Source organism: Variovorax sp. J22P240, assembly GCF_030316855.1.
Lineage (GTDB): Bacteria > Pseudomonadota > Gammaproteobacteria > Burkholderiales > Burkholderiaceae_C > Variovorax.
In genome coordinates this window covers 356,917-377,990 of sequence record NZ_JASZYR010000005.1, presented here as the reverse complement: position 1 = coordinate 377,990, position 21,074 = coordinate 356,917, and the positions used below count along the sequence as shown (strand labels likewise).

Annotated in this window: 9 protein-coding genes; 7 read left to right on the top strand and 2 right to left on the bottom strand. The window is 68.2% G+C overall.

Going from position 1 to position 21,074, the window contains the following annotated elements; all coding sequences use genetic code 11:
- The first annotated feature begins 4 nt into the window (after positions 1–4).
- The 7 genes from QTI24_RS16615 to QTI24_RS16585 all read left to right on the top strand — a co-directional run bounded on the left by QTI24_RS16615 (position 5) and on the right by QTI24_RS16585 (position 16,522).
- Positions 5–652, top strand: coding sequence for a DUF4136 domain-containing protein (locus QTI24_RS16615; RefSeq protein ID WP_286601856.1), 648 nt, complete (start codon positions 5–7; stop codon positions 650–652).
- 32 nt (positions 653–684) lie between these two features.
- The gene (locus QTI24_RS16610) at positions 685–1,326 is read left to right on the top strand and encodes a histidine phosphatase family protein (protein WP_286601854.1); all 642 of its coding nucleotides are present in this window, start codon (positions 685–687) and stop codon (positions 1,324–1,326) included.
- Positions 1,327–1,674: 348 nt separating this feature from the next.
- Positions 1,675–9,045 carry a polyketide synthase gene (locus tag QTI24_RS16605; RefSeq protein ID WP_286601853.1) on the top strand — a complete coding sequence of 2,457 codons (7,371 nt, stop codon included), beginning with the start codon at positions 1,675–1,677 and terminating at the stop codon, positions 9,043–9,045.
- Positions 9,042–14,054, top strand: a complete 5,013-nt coding sequence (locus QTI24_RS16600) for a non-ribosomal peptide synthetase (protein ID WP_286601852.1) — start codon at positions 9,042–9,044, stop codon at positions 14,052–14,054. Before QTI24_RS16605 ends, QTI24_RS16600 begins: the two co-directional genes overlap by 4 nt.
- A gap of 14 nt (positions 14,055–14,068) precedes the next feature.
- Positions 14,069–14,782 (top strand): 4'-phosphopantetheinyl transferase family protein, encoded by a 714-nt coding sequence (locus tag QTI24_RS16595; protein WP_286601850.1) that lies wholly within the window; start codon positions 14,069–14,071, stop codon positions 14,780–14,782.
- A complete protein-coding gene (locus tag QTI24_RS16590) occupies positions 14,779–15,585 on the top strand; it encodes an alpha/beta fold hydrolase (protein WP_286601849.1) in 807 nt (268 codons plus the stop codon). Before QTI24_RS16595 ends, QTI24_RS16590 begins: the two co-directional genes overlap by 4 nt.
- Positions 15,578–16,522 carry an alpha/beta fold hydrolase gene (locus QTI24_RS16585; RefSeq protein WP_286601847.1) on the top strand — a complete coding sequence of 315 codons (945 nt, stop codon included), beginning with the start codon at positions 15,578–15,580 and terminating at the stop codon, positions 16,520–16,522. Before QTI24_RS16590 ends, QTI24_RS16585 begins: the two co-directional genes overlap by 8 nt.
- Positions 16,523–16,658: 136 nt before the next feature.
- On the opposite strand, the gene QTI24_RS16580 is transcribed toward QTI24_RS16585, so the two are convergent.
- Positions 16,659–19,814 (bottom strand): efflux RND transporter permease subunit, encoded by a 3,156-nt coding sequence (locus tag QTI24_RS16580; RefSeq protein WP_286601846.1) that lies wholly within the window; start codon positions 19,812–19,814, stop codon positions 16,659–16,661.
- Entirely contained in the window at positions 19,811–21,064 is a 1,254-nt protein-coding gene (locus QTI24_RS16575) for an efflux RND transporter periplasmic adaptor subunit (protein WP_286601845.1), read from the bottom strand. The genes QTI24_RS16580 and QTI24_RS16575 overlap by 4 nt, the downstream gene beginning before the upstream one ends.
- Positions 21,065–21,074: the final 10 nt, after the last annotated feature.

The window sequence follows — 21,074 nt, the reverse complement described above, 5'->3', positions numbered from 1 at the left end:
CGCCATGAAGATCCTGCTCGCCGCCCTTGCGCTGACCGCCAGCCTCACCGGCTGTGCGACGCGCTGGGTCGTCGACAGCGACGTCCGGACCTTCTCGAAGATCGAGACGGTCCCGGCCGCCTCGACCTACCGCTTCGAGCGCCTGCCTTCGCAGCAGTACGAGGAGGCGGCGCAACTGCAACTGGAGGCGATGGCGACCGCCGCTCTCGAAGGCGTGGGCCTGCGCCGCGACGACGCGGACCCGCGCTACAGCGCACTGATCGGTGCGCGCGTGACCACCGAACTGTCGCCCTGGGCCGATCCATGGTTGTATGGCGGCGGCCCGTGGTGGGGACCCGGCCCGCGCTTCGGCGGTGCTTGGGGCTATGGCCGGGGCTGGGGTGGCTGGGGCGGCCCGGGCTGGTATGGAGGTGGCTGGTGGGGGCCCGCTTTCCCGCCCCCCTCTCCCTGGTACGCACGCGAGGTCAGCATCGTGCTGCGTGAACTGCCTTCCAACCGCGTGGTGTACGAGACCCATGCGCGCAACGACGGTCCCTATACCGCGAGCGAGGCCGTCCTGCCCGTCATGTTCCAGGCTGCCCTGCAGGGCTTTCCAAATCCTCCCAAGGGCGAACGCCGCGTCAACATCGAGATCCCCACGGCGAAGAACTGAGGGATTAAGGGTTCCCCCTAGAATCCTTTCGGATGGAGCCCACCCGACTCATCGCCGTTCGCCACGGCGAGACCGCCTGGAACGTCGACAGCCGCATCCAGGGCCAGATCGACATCGCGCTCAACGACACCGGCCTGTGGCAGGCCCGGCGCGTTGCGCAGGCGCTCGTGGAGGACCCCATCGCGGCCATCTACGCCAGCGACCTCGCCCGGGCGCGGCAGACGGCGCTCGAGATCGCCCAGTCACATGGCATCGAAGTAGCGTTCGACACGGGTTTGCGCGAACGATCGTTCGGCCTCTTCGAAGGCCGCACCTTCGCCGACATCGACGCCGCCTTGCCGGATCAGGCACGCCTCTGGCGGACCCGCGATCCAGAATTCGCCCCCGAAGGGGGTGAGTCTCTGCTCACTTTCCGTGAACGAGTGACGAGTACCGCGGCGCGGCTTGCGGCGCGGCATCCGGGCGAACTCGTGGTCCTGGTGGCACACGGCGGCGTGATGGACGTCCTCTATCGCGCTGCAACAAGACAGGAACTGCAGGCACCACGCACCTGGCACCTCGGTAATGCAGCCATCAACCGCCTGCTGTGGACACCGCAAGGCTTTACGCTGGTCGGTTGGGCCGACACCGCCCACCTCCAGGGCGACGGGACGCTGGACGAAGCGACCGCCTAAACGCGTTCTCTTCGTTTCCGCAGTGCAACAAACGATTGACGTCAGTCGTTTGTACTCATTTTGTAAAAATGAGCGCAGAATCGTATCTACACGAAGCATCTCCAGGCGGGAAACGCAACCAAGTGCGTCGAATGTTGCAAAGCATCCAAACGACATAGGCTGGCCGACATGGCTTTCGTCCGGTGGCGCGAGGGGGTTCTAGAGGGCAATATGGAGCCTCGGTCAAAAATGAGCGCTTTGTGACTACTCTTCGGCGCTGATACATCTTTCGCCGAAGAGACGTAACGGTTGAAACAGCAGGGGTTACCTGAAGGGCATCGGACCATTCATTCGCGGAGTCAGCAGTTCATGGAACAACAGCCTCTTTCCCCACCATCGTCCGAGGCGGCGGTGCTCTCGCTCATCGACTTGTTCGTGCGTCCGTCCGGCAGCCAGACCCAGGCTCGCCAAACAGGCAGCGCCGCGCTGTCCCCGGACCTCGGCGCGAGGTGGGCGGACCTGGTTCAAGCATCCCGATTCCTTCCGGACACGCTTTTCGCCGCGGCCTGGTGCCTCCTGCAGTCGCGTTGGCTGGGTTCCGCGATCGTCGAACTTGGGGAGTTCCTCGGCGAAGCGCCTGCCCGCACGGTGAGCGTCGCGATCCGTTGCGACGATACGGCCACGGCGGGCCACTGGCTCTCGGAGGTCGATCAGGCCCGTCGCAGTGCGTCCGCCGCCGTCCCGGCGGCCGAGGCACAGCCCTTTGCCTTGTGGCTTCGCGATGGCGCGCCCGCAGCCAGCGGCGAAGGCCCCCTGCTTCAGTGGCGCACCACTTGGGCCGGCCAATCCGCCGCACTCCACCTGACCGCCGCCGCCGCAGTCCTCGAAAGCACAGCCGCCGAAAGCCTGCTGGCAGCACTGATAGATACAGCATCCGATCTGCTGGAGCGGCCCACGGCCACCCTGCGCGAAATCCGGACCCTGACGGCACCTGACCGGCAGCAGCAACTGGATGTCTGGAACACCCCACCGTCCCCCTACGATCCGACGCTGACGGTTCACGCGATGTTCGACCGCCAGGTCGCGGCCCGCGAAGACGCCATCGCCCTGATCGGCGAGGATGGTCTCCTGAGCTACCGCGAACTGGCGGACCGGGCCGAGCGCATGGCACGCAGGCTGCAGGCGCGGGGCGTCCGCGCCGGAGACACTGTGGGCGTGATGCTCGACCGATCGAGCGCAGCCGTGGTCGCGCTGCTCGGCATCCTGAAGGCCGGCGCGGTCTACGTTCCGGTGCAGCCGGACTTTCCGGCCGAACGCATCGCGTTCATGCTGACGCATTCCGATGTCGGGCTGGTCGTGACCCAAACCGCGCATCGACAACTCGTGCCCGCCGGACGGGCGCTGCTGTCGATCGACGAGGCCATGGACGACGACGCCTCGCTGCCGCCGCTCGCGCCCGCGCCGGCAGGCGGCGAATCAGTGGCCTACGTGATGTACACCTCGGGCTCGACCGGCACGCCGAAGGGCATCGAGATCTGCCACCGCTCGATCCTTCGTCTCGTGGTCGATGCCCGCTACGTCGAACTCCCGCCCGGCGAAGCCATGCTGCACGCCGCGCCACTGGGCTTCGATGCCTCCACGCTCGAGATCTGGGGCCCGCTGCTGAATGGTGGCATCTGCGTGGTCCATGACGAGCAGGTGCCCACCGGCGCCGGACTGGCGCGCACCATCGCACAGCATTCGGTCAAGACCGCCTGGCTCACGGCCGCGCTCTTCAACGCGGTGGTCGATGACGATCCCGCGCAACTGGCCGGCCTGCGCCAGTTGCTCACCGGCGGCGAGGCGCTGTCGGTGCCGCATGTGCGGCGCGCGATGGCCGCCCTGCCCGGCCTCACGCTGATCAACGGCTACGGGCCGACCGAATGCACGACCTTCGCGGCCACGCACCGCATTCCGCGCGACTTGCCGGCCGACGCTCGCTCGGTGCCGATCGGACTGCCCATCAACGAGACCGCGCTGCGCGTGCTGAGTCCGACGATGGCGATGCTGCCCGCCGGTCTCGTCGGCGAACTCTGCATCGGCGGACGCGGCCTGGCGCGTGGCTATCTGCAGCGGCCCGACCTGAGCGCGGAGCGGTTCATCCCTGATCCGTTCGGCGGGCCTGACGACCGCCTCTACCGGACCGGCGACCAGGCGCGATGGCTTCCCGACGGCACCATCGAGTACATCGGCCGCATCGACGGGCAGGTCAAGATCCGTGGCCATCGGATCGAGACCGGCGAAGTCGAGGCCGCACTGCTCGCGCACTCTGGCATCAAGTCCTGCGCGGTGATCGCACGTGCCGACGCGGCTGGCCGGCTTCGCCTGGTGGCTTACCTGGTGGCCCGCGGCGCCGAGGTGCCGTGGACGGCCCTGCGCCAACACCTCGCCGAGCGCCTGCCCGAAGCAATGCTGCCCGCGGCGCAGGTCTGGCTCGAACAACTGCCGGTCACGACCAACGGCAAGCTCGATCGCCGTGCGCTGCCCGAACCCCCGAGGCAACGGCCCGAACTCGCGCAGACCTTCGAAGAACCGCGCGACGACGCCGAACGCAGGGTGTGCGCGGCCTTCGCACGCGCCCTGGGTATCGACCAGGTCGGCCGCAACGACAACTTCTTCGACCTCGGCGGCGATTCGCTGCTGGTGCTCAAGGTGTTGAAGGATCTGCAGAGCGGCAGCGAACGCCGTCTCTCGACCAATCTGTTCTTTCGCCAGCCCACGCCCGCGGCCCTGGCCGCCGGGATGCAGGACAACGAGGCGGCCGCGCCGCAGCGCGAGGCCACCAGGCCAGTGCCGCAAGCGACGCACGGCATGGAACCGGTCGCGCTGATCGCCATGGCCGGCCGCTTCCCGGGTGCTGCGGACGTCGAGCAGTTCTGGGACAACCTGATGGCGGGCCGCGAATCGATCACTTTCTTCGACGATGCGACGCTGGACGCCGGCGTCAGCGCCGCTTTGCGGGCCGACCCCGCCTACGTGCGCGCACGCGGCGTGATCGACGACATCGAGCAGTTCGACGCAGCCTTCTTCGGCATCAACCCGAAGGAAGCGGAACTGATGGACCCGCAGCACCGCGTGTTCCTCGAGATCTGCTGGGAATGCCTCGAGCGCGGTGGCTACGTGCCCGATCAGGCGCCCGGCCCGGTGGGCGTGTACGGCGGCATGTACAACGCGACCTACTTCCAGCGCCACGTGACGGCGCACCCGGACCTGATCGACATGGTCGGTGAGTTCCAGGTGATGCTCGGCAACGAGAAGGACTACATCACGACCCGCGTGGCGAACAAGCTCAGCCTGACCGGCCCGGCCGTGAGCGTGCACACCGCGTGCTCGACCTCGCTGGTGGCGGTGGCGCAAGCCTTCCATGCGCTGCGCACCGGCCAGTGCAGGATGGCGCTGGCGGGCGGCGCATCGGTCACCTGCCCGCCACGCAGCGGCTACCTCTACAACGAAGGCTCGATGCTGTCGCCCGACGGCCATACGCGCAGTTTCGACGCCAAGGCGAAGGGCACGGTCTTCAGCGACGGCGCGACGGTCGTGCTGCTCAAGCGGCTGTCCGACGCGATCGCCGACGGCGACACCATCTATGCCGTGCTGCGCGGTGCGGCGATCAACAACGACGGCGGCGCCAAGGCCAGCTTCACGGCGCCGAGCGTGGACGGACAGGCCGCAGTGATCGAGGCCGCGCTGGCATCGGCGGGCGTCGAGGCCCGGAGCATTTCCTACGTCGAAACCCACGGCACGGCGACGCCGATGGGCGACCCGATCGAAGTCGAAGGCCTCACGCGGGCCTACGCGGCGCACACCGCAGATACCGGCTTCTGCACCATCGGATCACTGAAGAGCAACGTCGGCCACATGGTCACGGCCGCCGGCGCCGCCGGGCTCATGAAGGCCGCGCTCTCGATGCATGCGGAGGCGATTCCCGCGAGCCTGCACTACGAGTCGCCGAACCCGGCCATCGATTTCGACACCTCGCCCTTCCGGGTGAACGACCAGCTGCGCCCGTGGCCGCGCGAAGCAACGCCGCGCCGCGCGGGTGTGAGCAGCTTCGGCGTGGGTGGCACGAACGCGCACGTGATCATCGAGGAAGCGCCGCTGCGCGTGCCCTCCGATGCCGCGACGGGTCCACAGTTGCTGACCCTTTCCGCCCGGTCGCCCGCAGCGCTCGCCGCGGCGGCGACCCGCCTGGCCGATCACCTCGACACGCATCGCGATGCCGCGCTGGCCGACGTCGCCCACACGCTGCGTGTCGGTCGCAAGCAGTTCGCGCATCGCGCCTGCGTGGTCGCCGAGTCTTTCGATGAAGCCGTCGCGGCATTGCGCACGGCCGACTCGCCCGCTCGCGCCGGTGGCTCGGTCAATGCCTGGGTGCCGAAGCCGGTCTTCATGTTCCCGGGCCAGGGCGCGCAGTACGCCGGCATGGGCCGCGCCCTCTACGCCGGTGACGCCGTCTTCCGCGCTGCCTTCGACGAGTGCCTGAAGGCCTTCGACGACGTGCTGGGCTTCGATCTCCGCGAACGCATGTTCTCGGACGATGCGTCGGCGCTCACCCCCACATCGGTCACGCAGCCGGCCACCTTCGCACTCGAATACGCGCTCGCGCGCCAGCTCATGGCGCTGCGCGTGACGCCGGCCGCCATGATCGGCCACAGCGTGGGCGAATTCGCCGCCGCCGTGCTGGCCGGCGTGATGCGCCTCGAAGACGCCGCGCGGCTCGTGGCACAGCGCGGCGCGCTGATGCAAGCGCTGCCTGCCGGCACGATGCTGTCGGTGCGCCTCGCGGCCGCCGAGCTGCTGCCGCTCCTGCCCGAAGGCATTTCACTGGCCGCCGACAACGGCCCGGCCGTCTGCGTCGCCGCCGGTCCGAGTGATGCGATCGAGAACCTGCGCGCCGCGCTGGAGGCCAAGGGCATCGTCGCGAAGACGCTGCAGACCTCGCACGCCTTCCACTCCGCCATGATGGACGCCGCCGTCGCGCCCTTCGAGGCGCTGGTGCGCCAGACGCCGCTGTCGGTGCCCAGCCTGCCAATCTATTCGACGCTCACGGGCCGCCTGCTGACGGACGAGGAAGCGACCGACCCGCACTACTGGGCCCGGCACTTGCGCGAGACCGTTCGCTTCTCGCCCGCCGTGCGCGAAGTGCTGGGCCAGCTCGCGCATCCGTTCTTCGTCGAGATCGGCCCCCGCAACACGCTCGCAACGCTGGTGCGCCAGCACGCGACCAAGGCGGTGCCCGCACCTGCCGGGTCGCTGTTGCCGGACCCGGCACAGGGCGAGAGCGCCGCATGGCGGCTCGCCGCCGGGCGTCTCTGGGCGCAAGGCGTCGAGATCGACCTCGGCGCCCTCGATCCGCGCGAGCGCAAGCATCGCGTGCGCCTGCCCACCTATCCGTTCGAGCGCAAGCGCTTCTGGGTCGAGATGGCAACGGCTTCCGCCGCGCCAGTCGTGCCGGTTGCACCTGTCGCTCTTGCCCCTTCTTCAGACCTTTCCGCCCTTTCAGCCCCTCCTTCCACATCGATTTCGGAGTTGACAATGACTGTCGCTGCTGTCGCCACATCCGCGCCCCCCGCGCGCCGTGCATCCCTCGTCACGCGCCTGCGCGAACTGTTCGAGAACCTCTCGGGTGTCGACATGAGCGACGTCGAGGGCGCAGCGCCCTTCGTCGAGATCGGCCTCGATTCGCTCACGCTCACGCAGGCTGCGCTGCAAGTCAAGAAGAACTTCAAGGTCAACCTCACCTTCCGGCAGCTGATGGAAAGCTATCGCAGCTTCGACGCGCTGGCCGAGTTCCTGGATGCCACGCTGCCACCCGACCCGGCAGCACCCGTGGCCGCAGTGCCAATGGCGGCACCCGCAGCGGCGGCGGCCATGCCTCAACAGGTGGCGGCCATGTCGATCCCTGCGATGCCGGCGATTCAGCCCTCGGCTGGCCTTGCGGCGGGCAACGGCACCCTGATGCAGCAGGTCATCGCGCAACAGATGCAATTGATGCAACAGCAACTCGCATTGCTGTCGGCGGCGCCGACGGTTCCGGTCAGCCCAGCGCTGCCGGCATCGGTGGCGGAGCAACCCACGCCCATGGCCACCGCCGCGGCTACGGCGTCCAATTCCCCCACGCCGGCTGCCACCGAAGAGCCCGCCGCGCCGCTGCAGAAGTACGACGTCAAGAAAGCCTTCGGCGCCATCGCGCGCATCCACACGCAGAGCAAGGAGCCGACCGAACGGCAGAAGGCGCGCCTGGCGGCCTTCATGCGGCGCTACGTGGAGCGCACGCGCAGCAGCAAGGCCTTCACCGAGCGCAACCGTCCGCACATGGCCGATCCGCGCGTGGTCAACGGCTTCCGTCCCGCGACCAAGGAGATCACCTACCAGATCGTCATCGAGCGCTCCAAGGGCTCACGCCTCTGGGACATCGACGGCAACGAATACGTCGACACGCTGAACGGCTTCGGCATGAACCTCTTCGGCTGGACGCCGGACTTCATCAACGACGCAGTGCGCAAGCAGTTGGACCTGGGCTATGAGATCGGCCCGCAGCATCCGCTCGCGGCCGACGTCACGCAACTTCTGTGCGACCTCACCGGCTTCGACCGCGCAGGCCTGTGCAACACGGGCTCGGAGGCCGTGATGGCCGCGCTGCGCATCGCGCGCACGGTCACCGGCCGCAGCACCGTGGTGCTGTTCACGGGCTCCTACCACGGCACCTTCGACGAAGTGCTGGTGCGCGCAGGGCGCAATGCCAAGGGCATGTCGGCGGCGCCGGGCGTGCTGCAAGGGATGTTCGGCGACGTCCGCGTGCTCGACTACGGCACGCCGGAAGCGCTGGAGTTCATCCGCGCCAATGCCGACGACCTGGCCGCCGTACTGGTCGAGCCGGTGCAGAGCCGCCGGCCCGACTTCCAGCCGCGCGAGTTCCTGCGCGAGGTGCGGGCCATCACGGAGAAGTCCGAAACCTGCCTGATCTTCGACGAGGTCATCACCGGCTTCCGCTGCGACCTGGGCGGCGCGCAGGCCGTGTTCGGCATCCGCGCCGACCTCGCGACCTACGGCAAGGTGCTCGGTGGTGGCTTCCCGGTCGGCGTGATCGCCGGCAAGCGCACCTACATGGACGCGCTCGATGGCGGCCCCTGGCAGTACGGCGACGACTCGGTGCCCACCGTGGGCGTGACCTACTTCGCCGGCACTTTCGTTCGGCACCCGCTGGCGCTCGCCGCATCCAAGGCCGCGCTCGAACACCTGAAGCAGGACAACAACAAGCTGCAGACCCAGCTGAACCTGCACACCGCGGCCATGGCCGACGAACTCTCGGCCTTCTGCCGCGAGGTCGGCGCGCCTCTCGAGATTCGCTACTTCTCATCGCTGTGGCGCGTGAGCTGGCTGGAAGACCACCCGCTGCAGGACTTGCTGTTCGCCATGATGCGCAGCCGCGGCGTGCACATCCTGGACAACTTCCCCTGCTTCATGACGACCGCGCACACGCAGCAGGACATCGCGACCATCAAGTCCGCCTTCAAGGAATCGATCGCCGAGATGCAGGAGGCCGAACTGCTGCCGCGCCGTGCGGCGCCGAAGCCGGCCTTCGACCCGTCCAACCCGCCCGTGCCCAACGCGCGCCTCGGCCGTGACAAGGACGGCCAGCCCGCATGGTTCGTTCCCGATCCGACCGCCCAAGGCAAATTCATGAAGTTCCAAGCATGACCACAGCCGTCCTCACCCCCTCCGACGACAGCGCCGTGGACGAGTTCGACCCGTTCGCCGTGGGCCTGATCGAGCGCATCGTCGCGACGACCGAAGCGCAGCGCGAAGTCTGGCTCGGCGACCGGCTGAGCCCCCAGGCATCGCTGGCCTACAACGAGTCGATGCGGCTTCGCCTCAAGGGCCTGCTGGACACGCCCGCGCTGGGCGCGGCACTCGACCAGCTGATCGCACGCCATGAATCCCTGCGCTCGACGATCTCGCCCGACGGCACCCAGTTGCTGATCGGCGAGGCCGCTCCGGTGCAGATGGGCCAGCATGACCTGCGACACCTCGACGCGGCCGCGCAGCAGCGCCGGCTGGAGGAAGACGGGCTTGCCGCCGTGCAGGACCCCTTCCTGCTGGAGAAAGGCCCGTTGTTCCGGGCCGCGCTGTATCAGCTCTCTCCGACCGACCATGTGCTCGTGATGACCGCGCACCACGCCATCTGCGACGGCTGGTCGTGGGGCGTCATCAGCGAGGACCTCGGCGCGCTCTATGCGGAGCAGACCGGCGCCGGCCCGGCGCTCGAACCGGCCGCGCGCTACTCCGACTACGCCACGTGGGAGGCCGAGGAAGCGTCGAGCCCCGACATGCAGACGCACATCGACTACTGGCTCTCGCGCTATGCCGGGGGCAGCCTGCCGGTGCTGGAACTGCCGCTCGACCGCCCAAGGCCTGCCGTTCGCACCTTCAGCTCCTACCGCATCGACCACGTGCTGGACCAGTCCCTGATCGACGGGCTGCGCAAGGTCGGCTCGGGAACGGGCACCAGTCTCTTCGCGACGATGTTCAGCGCCTTTGCCGCGACGCTCCACCGGCTGACGGCGCAGGACGATCTGGTGGTCGGCATCGCCGCCGCGGGGCAGATGCCCAGCGACATGCCGGACCTCGTGGGCCACTGCGTGAACCTCCTGCCGATTCGCGTGGCAGTCGACGCGAATGCGCCTTTCGATGCGCTCGCACGCCAATCGGGCAGCGCGCTGCTCGATGCCTTCGAACACCAGACGCTGACCTACGGCTCGCTCCTCAAGAAGCTGCCAGTGCCGCGCGACCCGAGCCGGCTGCCGCTGGTGAACGTGCTGTTCAACGTCGACCGCGATGCGGCGCCCAACGACGGCAACTTCCCGGACCTGAAGGTCGAGCAGAGCACCATCGCGCGCCGCTACGAGAACTTCGAGCTCTTCCTCAACATCACGCCCGTGGTCGGCGGCATGCAGATGGAGGCGCAATACAACGCCGACCTGTACGACGATGCCACTGTGCGCCGCTGGCTGGTCATGTACGAATGCCTGCTGCGCTCCGTGGTGAATGACCCGGCGCAGGCCGTCGGCAAGCTGCAGGTGCTGTCGGCCGACGAGGCGCGTGCGATCACCGCGTTGCAGCCGGCACCGACGCCGATCGAAGGCGATCCGCTGATGCACGCCGGCTTCGTGGCGCATGCGGCCGCGCAGCCCGAGCGGCCGGCCCTGCGCGACGGCGCGCGAAGCATGAGCTACCGCGAACTCGACGTGCGGTCGAATCGCCTGGCGCACGCCTTGCGCGCACGCGGCATGGGCCGCGGCCAGCGCGTCGGCCTGTGCCTGGACCGCGGCACCGACATGTTCGTGGCCCTGCTCGCCGTGCTGAAGAGCGGCGCCGCCTACGTGCCACTGGACCCCGCCTTCCCGCAGGCCCGCCTCGACTATTACGCCGAGGATGCGCGCCTGGGACTGCTGCTGACCGCATCGTCGATCGCCGCCGCACCGGTCAACTGGTGCGCCGATGCGGCCCAGCGCGTGTTCCTGCTCGACCGCGAGACCGCCTGGCTCGACGAGCCGGCAACGCCGCTCGCGGCGGGATCCCAGGACGCGCAGGCCGAGGACACGGCCTACGTGATCTACACCTCCGGCTCCACCGGCAAGCCCAAGGGCGTGTGCGTGCCGCACCGCGCGGTTGCGAACCTGATGCAGACCATGCAGCGCGAGCCCGGCATCACGGCGCAGGACCGCCTGGCCGCCGTGACCACGCTGTCCTTCGACATGGCTGTGCCCGAAGTGATGCTGCCGCTGGCGGCGGGCGCCGAGATCGTCATCGTGCAGCGCGAGGTCGCCATGGACGGCAACCGCCTGCGCGCGCTGCTCGAATCCGAATCCATCACCATCTTGCAGGCCACGCCCGGCATGTGGCGGCTGCTGCTCGATGCGCAATGGTCGGGTGCACGCGGCTTCCGCGCCTGGATCGGCGCCGAGCCGGTGCCAGCGGACCTCTCGCTCGAACTGCTGGATCGCAGCTCCGAGCTGTGGAACTTGTATGGGCCCACCGAGACCACCGTGTGGTCGACGGTCTGGCGCATGGAGCGGCCGCGCATCGCGGCGCGTGGCGTCTCGATCGGCCGCCCGATGGCGAACACCGGCGTCTGGATCCTCGACAACAACCTGCAACCCTGCCCCATCGGCGTGCCGGGCGAGATCTGCATCAGCGGAATGGGCGTCACGCTCGGCTATCTCGATCGCCCCGAACTCACGGCGGAGCGCTTCGTGACGACCGCCATCGACGGCGTGGACACGCTGATCTACCGCAGCGGCGACCGCGGCCGCTGGCGCAACGACGGTCTGCTGGAGCACATGGGACGCTTCGACTTCCAGGTGAAGGTGCGCGGCTACCGCATCGAGCTCGGCGAGATCGAGGCGCGCTGCAACGAGGCACCCGGCGTGGCCCGCAGCGTGGTGGTCACGCGCGAAGACCAGCCCGGCGACGTGCGACTGGTGGCCTACCTCGCGAATTCCCCCGGTGCGACGGTCGACCTCGCGGCGCTGGACCGCCATCTGCGCAGCCGCCTGCCGCAGTACATGGTGCCGCAGCACGTCGTCTCGCTCGACGCCATTCCGCTGCTGCCCAACGGCAAGGTCGACCGCAAGGCCCTGCCCAAGCCGAGCGCGACCCGGCAGGAAACGACGGAACGCGTCTTGCCCCGCAACGAGCGCGAGCGCGTCGTGATGGAAACCATGGAGCGCGTGCTCAACCTGCCCGGGCTCGGCATCCGCGACGACTTCTTCGCGCTGGGGGGACATTCGCTGCTCGCGGCTCGCGTGTCGACGCTGCTGAGCCGCGAGTTCGGCATCACGGTGCCGCTTCGCACTCTGTTCGAAGCCCCGACCGCCGAGCGGCTGGCAGCGGCGATCGACAGCCTGAGCGGCGATGACGCGCCGCGCAGCGAGCCCATTCCGCACATGGCCGGCCGCCGCAGCGCGCCGCTCACGCCGATGCAGGAGCGCATCCGCTTCGTCGAGGAGTTGCACCCGGGCCGCTCGGTCTACAACGCGCCTTCCGCGCACCGGCTCGGCGGGCCGCTGGACGTTCCCAAGTTCAATGCGGCGCTCCGCGAAATCATCCGCCGGCAGGCTTCGCTGCGCACCTCGGTGGGCATCGATCCACAGACCGGCGAGCCGGTGGCGCTGATCGCCGACAGCATCGACTACGAACTGCCTCTGGTCGACCTCGGCAGCCTGCCTGCGGACCAGCGCGAGGACGAGTTGCTCGAACTCATGCAGGAGCTGGCCGACCGCCCGATCGACATCCACAAGGCCCCGCTCTTCCATGCCGCGCTGTACAAGGTCGCGGAAGACGACCATGCTTTTGTCTTCGTGCCGCACCACCTGGTGTGGGATGGCTGGTCCTTCGACATCCTGCAGAGCGAGCTGTCGCAGATCTATGGGGCGCTGGTGCGCGGCGAGCCGCACGGACTGCCCGAGCCCGTCCTGACCCACGGCGACTACGCCGAGTGGTACGCGAACTGGCTGGAACAGCCGGAGCTGGAGACCCAGCTGCAATACTGGAAGAACCGTTTCGCGAATTCGCCGACGCCCAAGGCACCCCAGACGGACATGCCGCGCCGCGCGGGCATGAGCGGCCAAGGCGGCACGCACTGGATCAGCGTCGACAAGGCACTGACCGAGCGCCTGCGCGACGCCGGGCGCGGCCACAACGTCACGCTCAACATGCTGACGCTCGGCGTCTACATCCTGATGATGAGCAGCGTCATCGAGACACGTTCCATCGTGATCGCGACGCCGGTGCGCGGCCGCGAAGCGCCGGAGACCGAGTCGATCATGGGCTTCTTCAACAACGTGCTGCCGCTGTCCTTCCAGGTCGACGGTTCGCTGCGTTTCGGGGAGTTCATGCGCTACGTCAAGCAGGAGTTGCTGTCAGTCATGAACTACCAGCAGGTGCCCTTCGAGCGCCTGGTGGTCGAGCCCGAGTTCGTCGAGCGCGCCCAGGGCGTGGGGCTCTACCAGGCCCTCTTCTCCTTCCAGGATGCGCGCGAACGGCCGCCGGGCATCGGCGATCTCCAGGACCGTCAGATGCACCTGCTGCAACGCGGCGCGACGGACGACCTCGGCATCTGGCTCATGGACAAGCCGAAGGGGCTGGAAGGCGCGATCACCTACAACGCCGACATCTACCGCCGCGAAACGGGCGCCGCCTTCAAGGAGCGCTTCGTCGAACTGCTGCACCTCGTCGCACAACGGCCGGACGACACACTGGAGGCGCTCTGGACCTCGGGCGACTCGGAAAGCGCCAAGTACCTCCAACGCCTCGCCGCCGGCGACACGCCGCCGCAGCAGGCCGTGTCCGCAGCAGCCCCGGTCCAGGAGGAGAAAGGGCCGCCGGCGCTGCTGCTGCCCGAACAGGCCCGGCTTGCGCAGATCTGGGCGAGCGCACTGAACATCGACGTCAACGACATCCGCGCCAACGACAACTTCTTCGACCTCGGCGGCGATTCGCTGCTGGCGATGCGTGTGCTTCGGCAGGCGGAGCAGAGCCTCGGCTTCCGTGTGGAGCCGCGCCGCTACGTGTTCGAAAGCCTGGCGCAACTCGCCTCGACCGCCGCGGGCACCGCCATCGAGGCGACCGCGCAGGCTTCGGAAGAGAGCGGATCGAAGCGCGGCCTGCTGGGCCGCGTGTTCGGGGGCTGGAGCCGCAAGGGCTGAAGAGGGCGACGGCCATGTCCATCGTCCAGATTCCTTCCGTGGCGCACTGCCAGTTGTGGCGTGTGGATCTCGATGTCGTGCCGGGGCCGGAAGCGGCCGCCTGCCTGTCGAACGAAGAATGGGAGCGGGCCCACCGCTTCGTCTTCGCGCGGGACCGCCATCGCTACGTCGCCGCCCATTCGGCGCTGCGCAGCACGCTGTCGGCGCACACCGGTATCCCGGGCGCGTTCCTGGACTTCACGCATGGCGCCTTCGGCAAGCCCACACTGGTCGAGCCGGCCGGCGTGCGCTTCAACCTGAGCCATAGCCAGTCGGTGGGACTGATTGCGATCAGCACGGATGCGGAGGTCGGCGTCGATGTCGAGTTGTTGCGCCACATGCCGGATGCCGAGGCTCTGGCCGACGCGCATTTCACGGAAACGGAGCGGTGTGCATTGGAAGAGTTTCGACCGGACGAGCGTGACCGCGCCTTCCTGCGCTGCTGGACGCGCAAGGAAGCCTGCCTGAAAGCCACGGGGATGGGCCTCAGCGCCGACACCCGCAGCTTCGAGGTGGGCCTGGCCGGCGATGCGCGCGACGTGCAGATCGCCAGCGACGGGAGTCTGGTGCGCCTGGCGCTGAGTTCATTCGATGGCGGGCAGGGAGTGGTGTGCGCGATCGCCCGAGTGGTGGCGGTCGATGCGATTGCGCCGCGCCCCATGATGCAGGAAAGCGAGTTGTACGCATGACCCCGATGCTCTTCGGCCCGGCCTCACGCCAGTTGTTCGGGCTGTTCCATGCCCCCGAACGCGACGGCAGCGTGGCCCTGCTGATCTGCCAACCCTTCGGCCAGGAAGCCATCCGGGCGCACCGGCTGTTCCGCGTGCTGGCCGACCGCCTCGCACGCGGCGGCGTGGCGGTGCTGCGCTTCGACTATTACGGCACCGGCGACTCGCCAGGCGAGGACACCGACGGCGAGCTCGAAGGCTGGCGCCGCGACGTCTGCTCGGCGCACGAGGAATTGCGCCGGCGCGCGGGCTCGCGCCGCATCTTCTGGCTCGGCTCGCGCCTGGGCGCCGCGATGGCAGTGCTGGCGGCCAAGAGCGGCCGCTGCGACCCGTCGCGGCTCGTCCTGTGGGACCCGATCGTCGATGGTGCCCGCTACCTGGACACGCTGCGCGCCGGCCACGTCGACGCGCTCGAACGCTCCTTTTGCGTGCCCGACCCGACGTGGCGCCGCCGCCTCGCGAAAGACCCCGACGCCTTCACCGAAGAACTGTTCGGCTTCGGCATCTCGCCCACCATGCGGCAGCAGCTGCGCGCGCTCGCTCCGCAAACCCTCCAATTGACCGCACTGCACGAAACCGTGATGCTGGCGAACGCGGAAGACCAAGCAGCGCACCAGTGGGCGCAAGCCGAAGCCGCTCGTCACATGCCGGTGAAGATCTCCCAATTCCAGCACCCGCTGATCTGGACCTCGGACCCACACCCCAACAACGCCATGGTCCCGACCGAAGCGCTGCAACGTCTGATGGCAGAAGTTCATGAATGATTGCAAGGAAACCCCGGTCCAGTTCGGCGCCGATGGCTCGCTAATCGGGATCGTCACGACCCCCGGCGAAGGTTCGATGGCGCCGGTCGCCTGCCTCATGCTCAACATGGGCGCGAACCACCACATCGGGCCGCGTCGCATCAACGTGAAGCTGGCGCGCCAGCTCGCCACGCGCGGCATCAGCAGCATCCGCCTGGACCTCTCGGGCCTCGGCGACAGCGGACCGGCCAGCGGCTCGGAGCACTTCCTCACGCAAGCTGTGTACGACCTGCAAGCCGCGATGAGCCTGATCGAGACCATGCTCGGCGTGCGCCGCTTCATCGTGATCGGCCTGTGCTCTGGCGCGACCAACGGCCTCTCCCTCGCGGTCGCGGATGCGCGGGTGGTCGGGCTGCTGATGTTCGACAGCTATTCGTTCCCCGGACGCCGCACCCGCCTGGAACGCATGGTGCGCCGGGCGCTGGCCGCGCCGACCAATCCGGCCTTCATCGGCAAGCTCGGGCGTTGGGTCCAGCGCAAGCTGTCCCCGAGCGCGGCGGCGGCAGCGGCACCCCACATCTTCGACCCCGATCCGCCGGAAGTTACGGCCGCGACCTTCCGCCGGTCGATGTCTCAGGTGGCAGCGCGGAATCTCGCCGTGCTGCTGCTCTATACCGGGACCCTGCACGTCACGGACCGGAACCGCGACCAGCTCGGCCCCTTTGCCAACGAACCCTTCATGCGTCAGTTCGAGTACGAGTTCATCGGCGAGATCGACCACGGCCTGACCTCGATGGCTGCGCAGCAGACCTTCATGAACGTGGTGTGCGACTGGGTGCTGCGTGTAACGCACGGCGGACAGTCCGCATCGCCACAGCAGGCAGCCACCGCGACCGAACGGCCTTCGGCACGCATGCCGCTGGCAGCGCAGGCCTTCGCACGCGACGCTTTACCTTGACGCTCGCCCCCAGTCTTCGCGCACTTCGTGTCGCTTCGCCAACCCCCTGCCGGGGGCAATACGAACGGCCCGGCAAAGCCAGTTCCGCGGTATTCCTGGAACACTGACACCGGCGCGCAGCAGCGGCCCGGCCCGTTCAGGTCGCCGTGCCGGCAGCGGGCTGCGGCAGCTTGTTCTCTCCCGGCAGTTCCTGCATCGGCCCGCTGCCGCTGTAGCGGTCGAGCGCGAGGTAGATCGCCGGCGTGATGTAGAGCGTGATGACCTGCGAGAAGATCAGACCGCCGACCACCGCCACGCCCAGCGGCTGGCGCAGTTCGGCGCCGGCGCCCAGGCCCAGCGCGAGCGGCAGCGCGCCCATCATCGCGGCCAGCGTGGTCATGAGAATCGGGCGGAAGCGCAGCCGGCAAGCCTCGCGGATGGCGTCGATCGGCTTCATGCCCTCGGTGCGCTGCGCTTCGAGGGCGAAGTCGATCATCATGATCGCGTTCTTTTTCACGATGCCGATGAGCAGCAGGATGCCGATGGTCGCGATCAGCGTCAGGTCGAAGCCGAAGAGCTTGAGCGACAGCAGCGCGCCCACCGCAGCCGAGGGCAGGCCGGCCAGGATGGTGAGCGGATGGATGTAGCTCTCATAGAGCACGCCCAGCAGCACGTAAATCACCAGCACCGCCAGCACGAGCAGCACCGCCTGGCTGCCTTGCGAACTCTGGAAAACCGCCGCATCGCCGCCGTAGCTGGTGATGATCGAGGGCGGTATCTTCAGCTCGGCCTTGAACTGGTCGATCTTGGCCGTGGCATTGCCCAGCGGCACGTCGGGCGCGAGGTTGAACGACACGGTCACCGCCTGGAGCTGGCCCTGGTGGTTGACCGAGGTCGGCCCCACCGTGCGCTTGACGGTCGAGAAGGCCGAGAGCGGCACCAACTGGCCCGCCTTGTTGCGCACGGACAGGCGCGACATGTCTTCCTCGAACTGGCGGTCGCTGTCGGCCGCCGAGAGGATCACCTGGTAGGTGTTGCTCGCGCCGTAGATGCTGCCGATCTGGCGGTCGCCATAGGCGTTGTAGAGCGCGGTGCGCAGGTCGCCCACCGCGACGCCGAGCACGCCGGCCTTGTCGCGGTCGATGTCGAGCGTCGCCTGCAGGCCGCGGTTCTGGGAGTCGCTGGTGACGTCGCGGAAGACCGGGTCGGCGCGCATGCGTTCCATCAGCTTGTCGGCCCACACGCTCATGGTGCCGGCGTTCACGCTCTGCAGCGTGTACTGGAAGCGCGCCTTGCTCTGCCGGCCGCCCAGACGCAGGTTCTGTACGGGCTGCATGTACACGGCGATGCCCGGAATCTCGCGGAAGCGCTTGCGCAGCGATTCGAGCACCTGCGGCATGGGCGGGCGCTCCTTGCGCGACTTGAGCACCGCAAACAGCCGGCCCGAATTCTGCGTGGCGGTGGGCCCGCCGACGCCGATGAAGGAATTGACGTAGTCCACGCTCGGGTCGGCCTGCAGCGCTTCGGCCACGCGGTCCTGCAGCGCCTTCATCGCGGGGAAGGAGATGTCCTCGGCTGCCTCGGTCGTGATCTGGATCTGCCCGATGTCTTCCTCCGGGAAGAAGCCCTTCGGGATGGTGATGAACATCCACGCAGTGAGCGCGAAGGTCGAGGCAGCGACGATCAGCATGATCGGTCGATGGCGCAGCGTCCAGTCGAGCGTGCGCATGTAGTTGCTGTGCACCCAGCGGTAGCCGCGCTCGAAAGCCCGGCCGATGGCGGTGCCCGGCTCGGGATGCTCCTCCTCGTGATCGACCGCGCCGTCCTCGCGCGGCGTGTGCTTGAGCAGCCGGCTCGCGAGCATCGGCACCAGGGTCAGCGAGACGATCGCCGACACCATGACCGCCAGCCCCACCACCACGGCGAATTCGTGGAACAGCAAGCCGATGACGCCGGGCATGAAGAAGATCGGGATGAACACCGCGACCAGCGAGATCGAGATCGAGATGATGGTGAAGCCCACTTCGCGCGCGCCGCGCAACGCGGCCGCGAAGGGCTCCATGCCCTTTTCGACGTAGCGCATGATGTTTTCGAGCACCACGATCGCGTCGTCCACCACCAGCCCGACGGCCAGCGTGATGCCGAGCAGCGACACGTTGTCCAGGCTGTAGCCGAAGGCGTAGAGCAGCGCCACCGCGCCGATCAGCGAGATCGGGATCGTCAGCGCCGGGATCAGCGTGGCCACGAGGCGGTGCAGGAACAGGAAGATCACCAGCACCACCAGCAGGATGGTGCCCAGCAGCGTGAGTTGCACATCGTGCACGGCCTCGCGGATCGACAGCGAGCGGTCGTTGACCATGTTGATCTCGACCGACTGCGGCAGCTCTTCCTTGAAACGCGGCATCAGCGCCCGCACGGCATCGACCACCTGCACCGTGTTGGCGTTCGGCTGGCGCTGCACGGCCAGGGAGATGGAACTCTGGCCGTTGAAGCTGCTCGCGGTCTTGACCGACTCGAAGCTGTCTTCGATGGTCGCGACCTCGTCGAGCCGCACCGGCGCGCCATTGCGCTGGCCGACGATGACCTTTGCGAAGTCCGCCGCCTTGAGCATCTGCTCGTTGGCCTGGATGGTGAGCGTCTGGCGCGGGCCGTCCAGTACGCCGACCGGCGTGTTGGCGTTCGCCTGCCGGACAGCGTTGGCAAGTTCGTCGAGCGTGATGTTGCGTGCGTTGAGCAGGTCGGCATCGGCCTTGACGCGCACCGCGAAGCGCTTCTGCCCGTACACCGCCACCTGCGCCACGCCGTCGATGGTCGACAGGGTCGGCGAAATCAGGTTCTCGGCATAGTCGTTCAGCTCTGCCGGGGTCATCGAGTTCGAGACCATCGCGATGAACAGCACCGGTGCGTCGGCCGGGTTGACCTTGCGGTACGACGGCAGCTGCGTCAGTTCCTGCGGCAGTTGCCGCTGGGCGCGCAGCAACGCGGCCTGCACGTCGACCGCGGCCGCGTCGATGTCGCGCGAGCTGACGAATTCGAGCGTGACGGAGGTCACGCCCTGGGTGTTGACCGAACTGATCGTCTGCAGGCCCGGGATGGTGGAGAACTGCTTTTCCAGCGGCAACGCGACCGATGACGCCATGGTCTCCGGACTGGCGCCAGGCAATTGCGCATTGACGTTGATGACCGGCGTGTTGTAGCTGGGGAGCGCCGCGACCGGTATCTGGAAATAGGCAAAGATGCCGATCACCACCACCGCGGCAGAGAGCAGCACCGTCATCGCAGGACGACGGATGCACAGCTCGGAGATGTTCATGTGCGCTCCCGCTCCGCGACGATGCTCGCGTTAGAGGGCGCGACCGATGCCGCGCTGCCGGGTCCGGGCGCCGCGTCGCCCGGCCGTTGCGGCTGGGCGGGGGTATCGAGGCGCACCTTGCCGCCGGGCCGCACGTTCTGCTTGCCCTCGATGACCACCTGTTCGCCCGGCTCCACGCCGCGCACGACAACCTGCGTGCCGAAGGTGTAGAGCGATTCGACCTTGCGCCGCGCCGCCTTCTTGTCGGCGTCGACCACGTAGACCGAGACGCCGTCCGCCAGCATCATCAGTGCGGAAGCCGGCAGCACTGTCGCGTCGTTGATCGTGCGGACGGTGACGCGTGTCTCGACGAACTGGCCGGGCCAGAGGCTCTGATCGGCGTTGTCGAACACGGCCTTGGCGCGCACGGTCCCGATCAGCGGATCGACCGTGTTGTCGACGAAGCTGAGCGCCCCCTTCAGGGGCTCCTTGCGTCCGGCCACGACAGCTTCAACCGGTGTGTGCGAACGCGCCGCCGCCAGCAGGTCCTGCAGCTTGCCTTCGGGCACCGGGAAGCTCACCGCGATCGGATCGAGCTGGGTGATGGTCACCAGTGACAGGCTCGGCTGCACCAGCGTGCCCGGGTAGATATTGACCGCGCCGATGCGCCCCGCGATGGGTGCGCGCAGCGTGGCATAACCCAGCGCCACCTGCGCCGATTGCACCGCCGCGCGATCCGCCGCGACCGCCGCGCGCTGCGCTTCGAGTTGCGACAGCGTCGCGTCGGCAGCGCTCTTGGCGATGAAGTTCTGCGACACGAGGTCCTGGCTGCGCTTGTATTGACGCTCCAGGTCGGCCAGCATGGCCTCGTCCCGCTGCTGCTGCGCCTTGGCCTTGGCGAGATTGGCCTGGTCGGGGCGGTCGTCGAGCGTGAAGAGCAATTGGCCGGCCTTGACGAACTGGCCTTCCTTGACATGCACTTCCCGCACCGTGTTCGTCACCTGCGGCCGCAGGTCCACGCTATTCAGCGACACGACGCTGCCATTGACCTGCACCGTGACCGGAACGTCCTGCTTCTTCGCCGCTGCCAGGGTGACCAGCGCCGGAGCGCCGGCCCCGGCGCCCCCTGTGCCGGACTTGCCCGCGCCGGCCTCGACCGCCGCGCCGCCCTGGGCCGTTCCGCGCGTCTTGGCCCCGGACCACCACCAGGTGCCCGCTGCCGCAGCCACGACCAGCACACCCGACAGGGTGAGAACGAGATTCTTCTTCATGGGGCCTTGC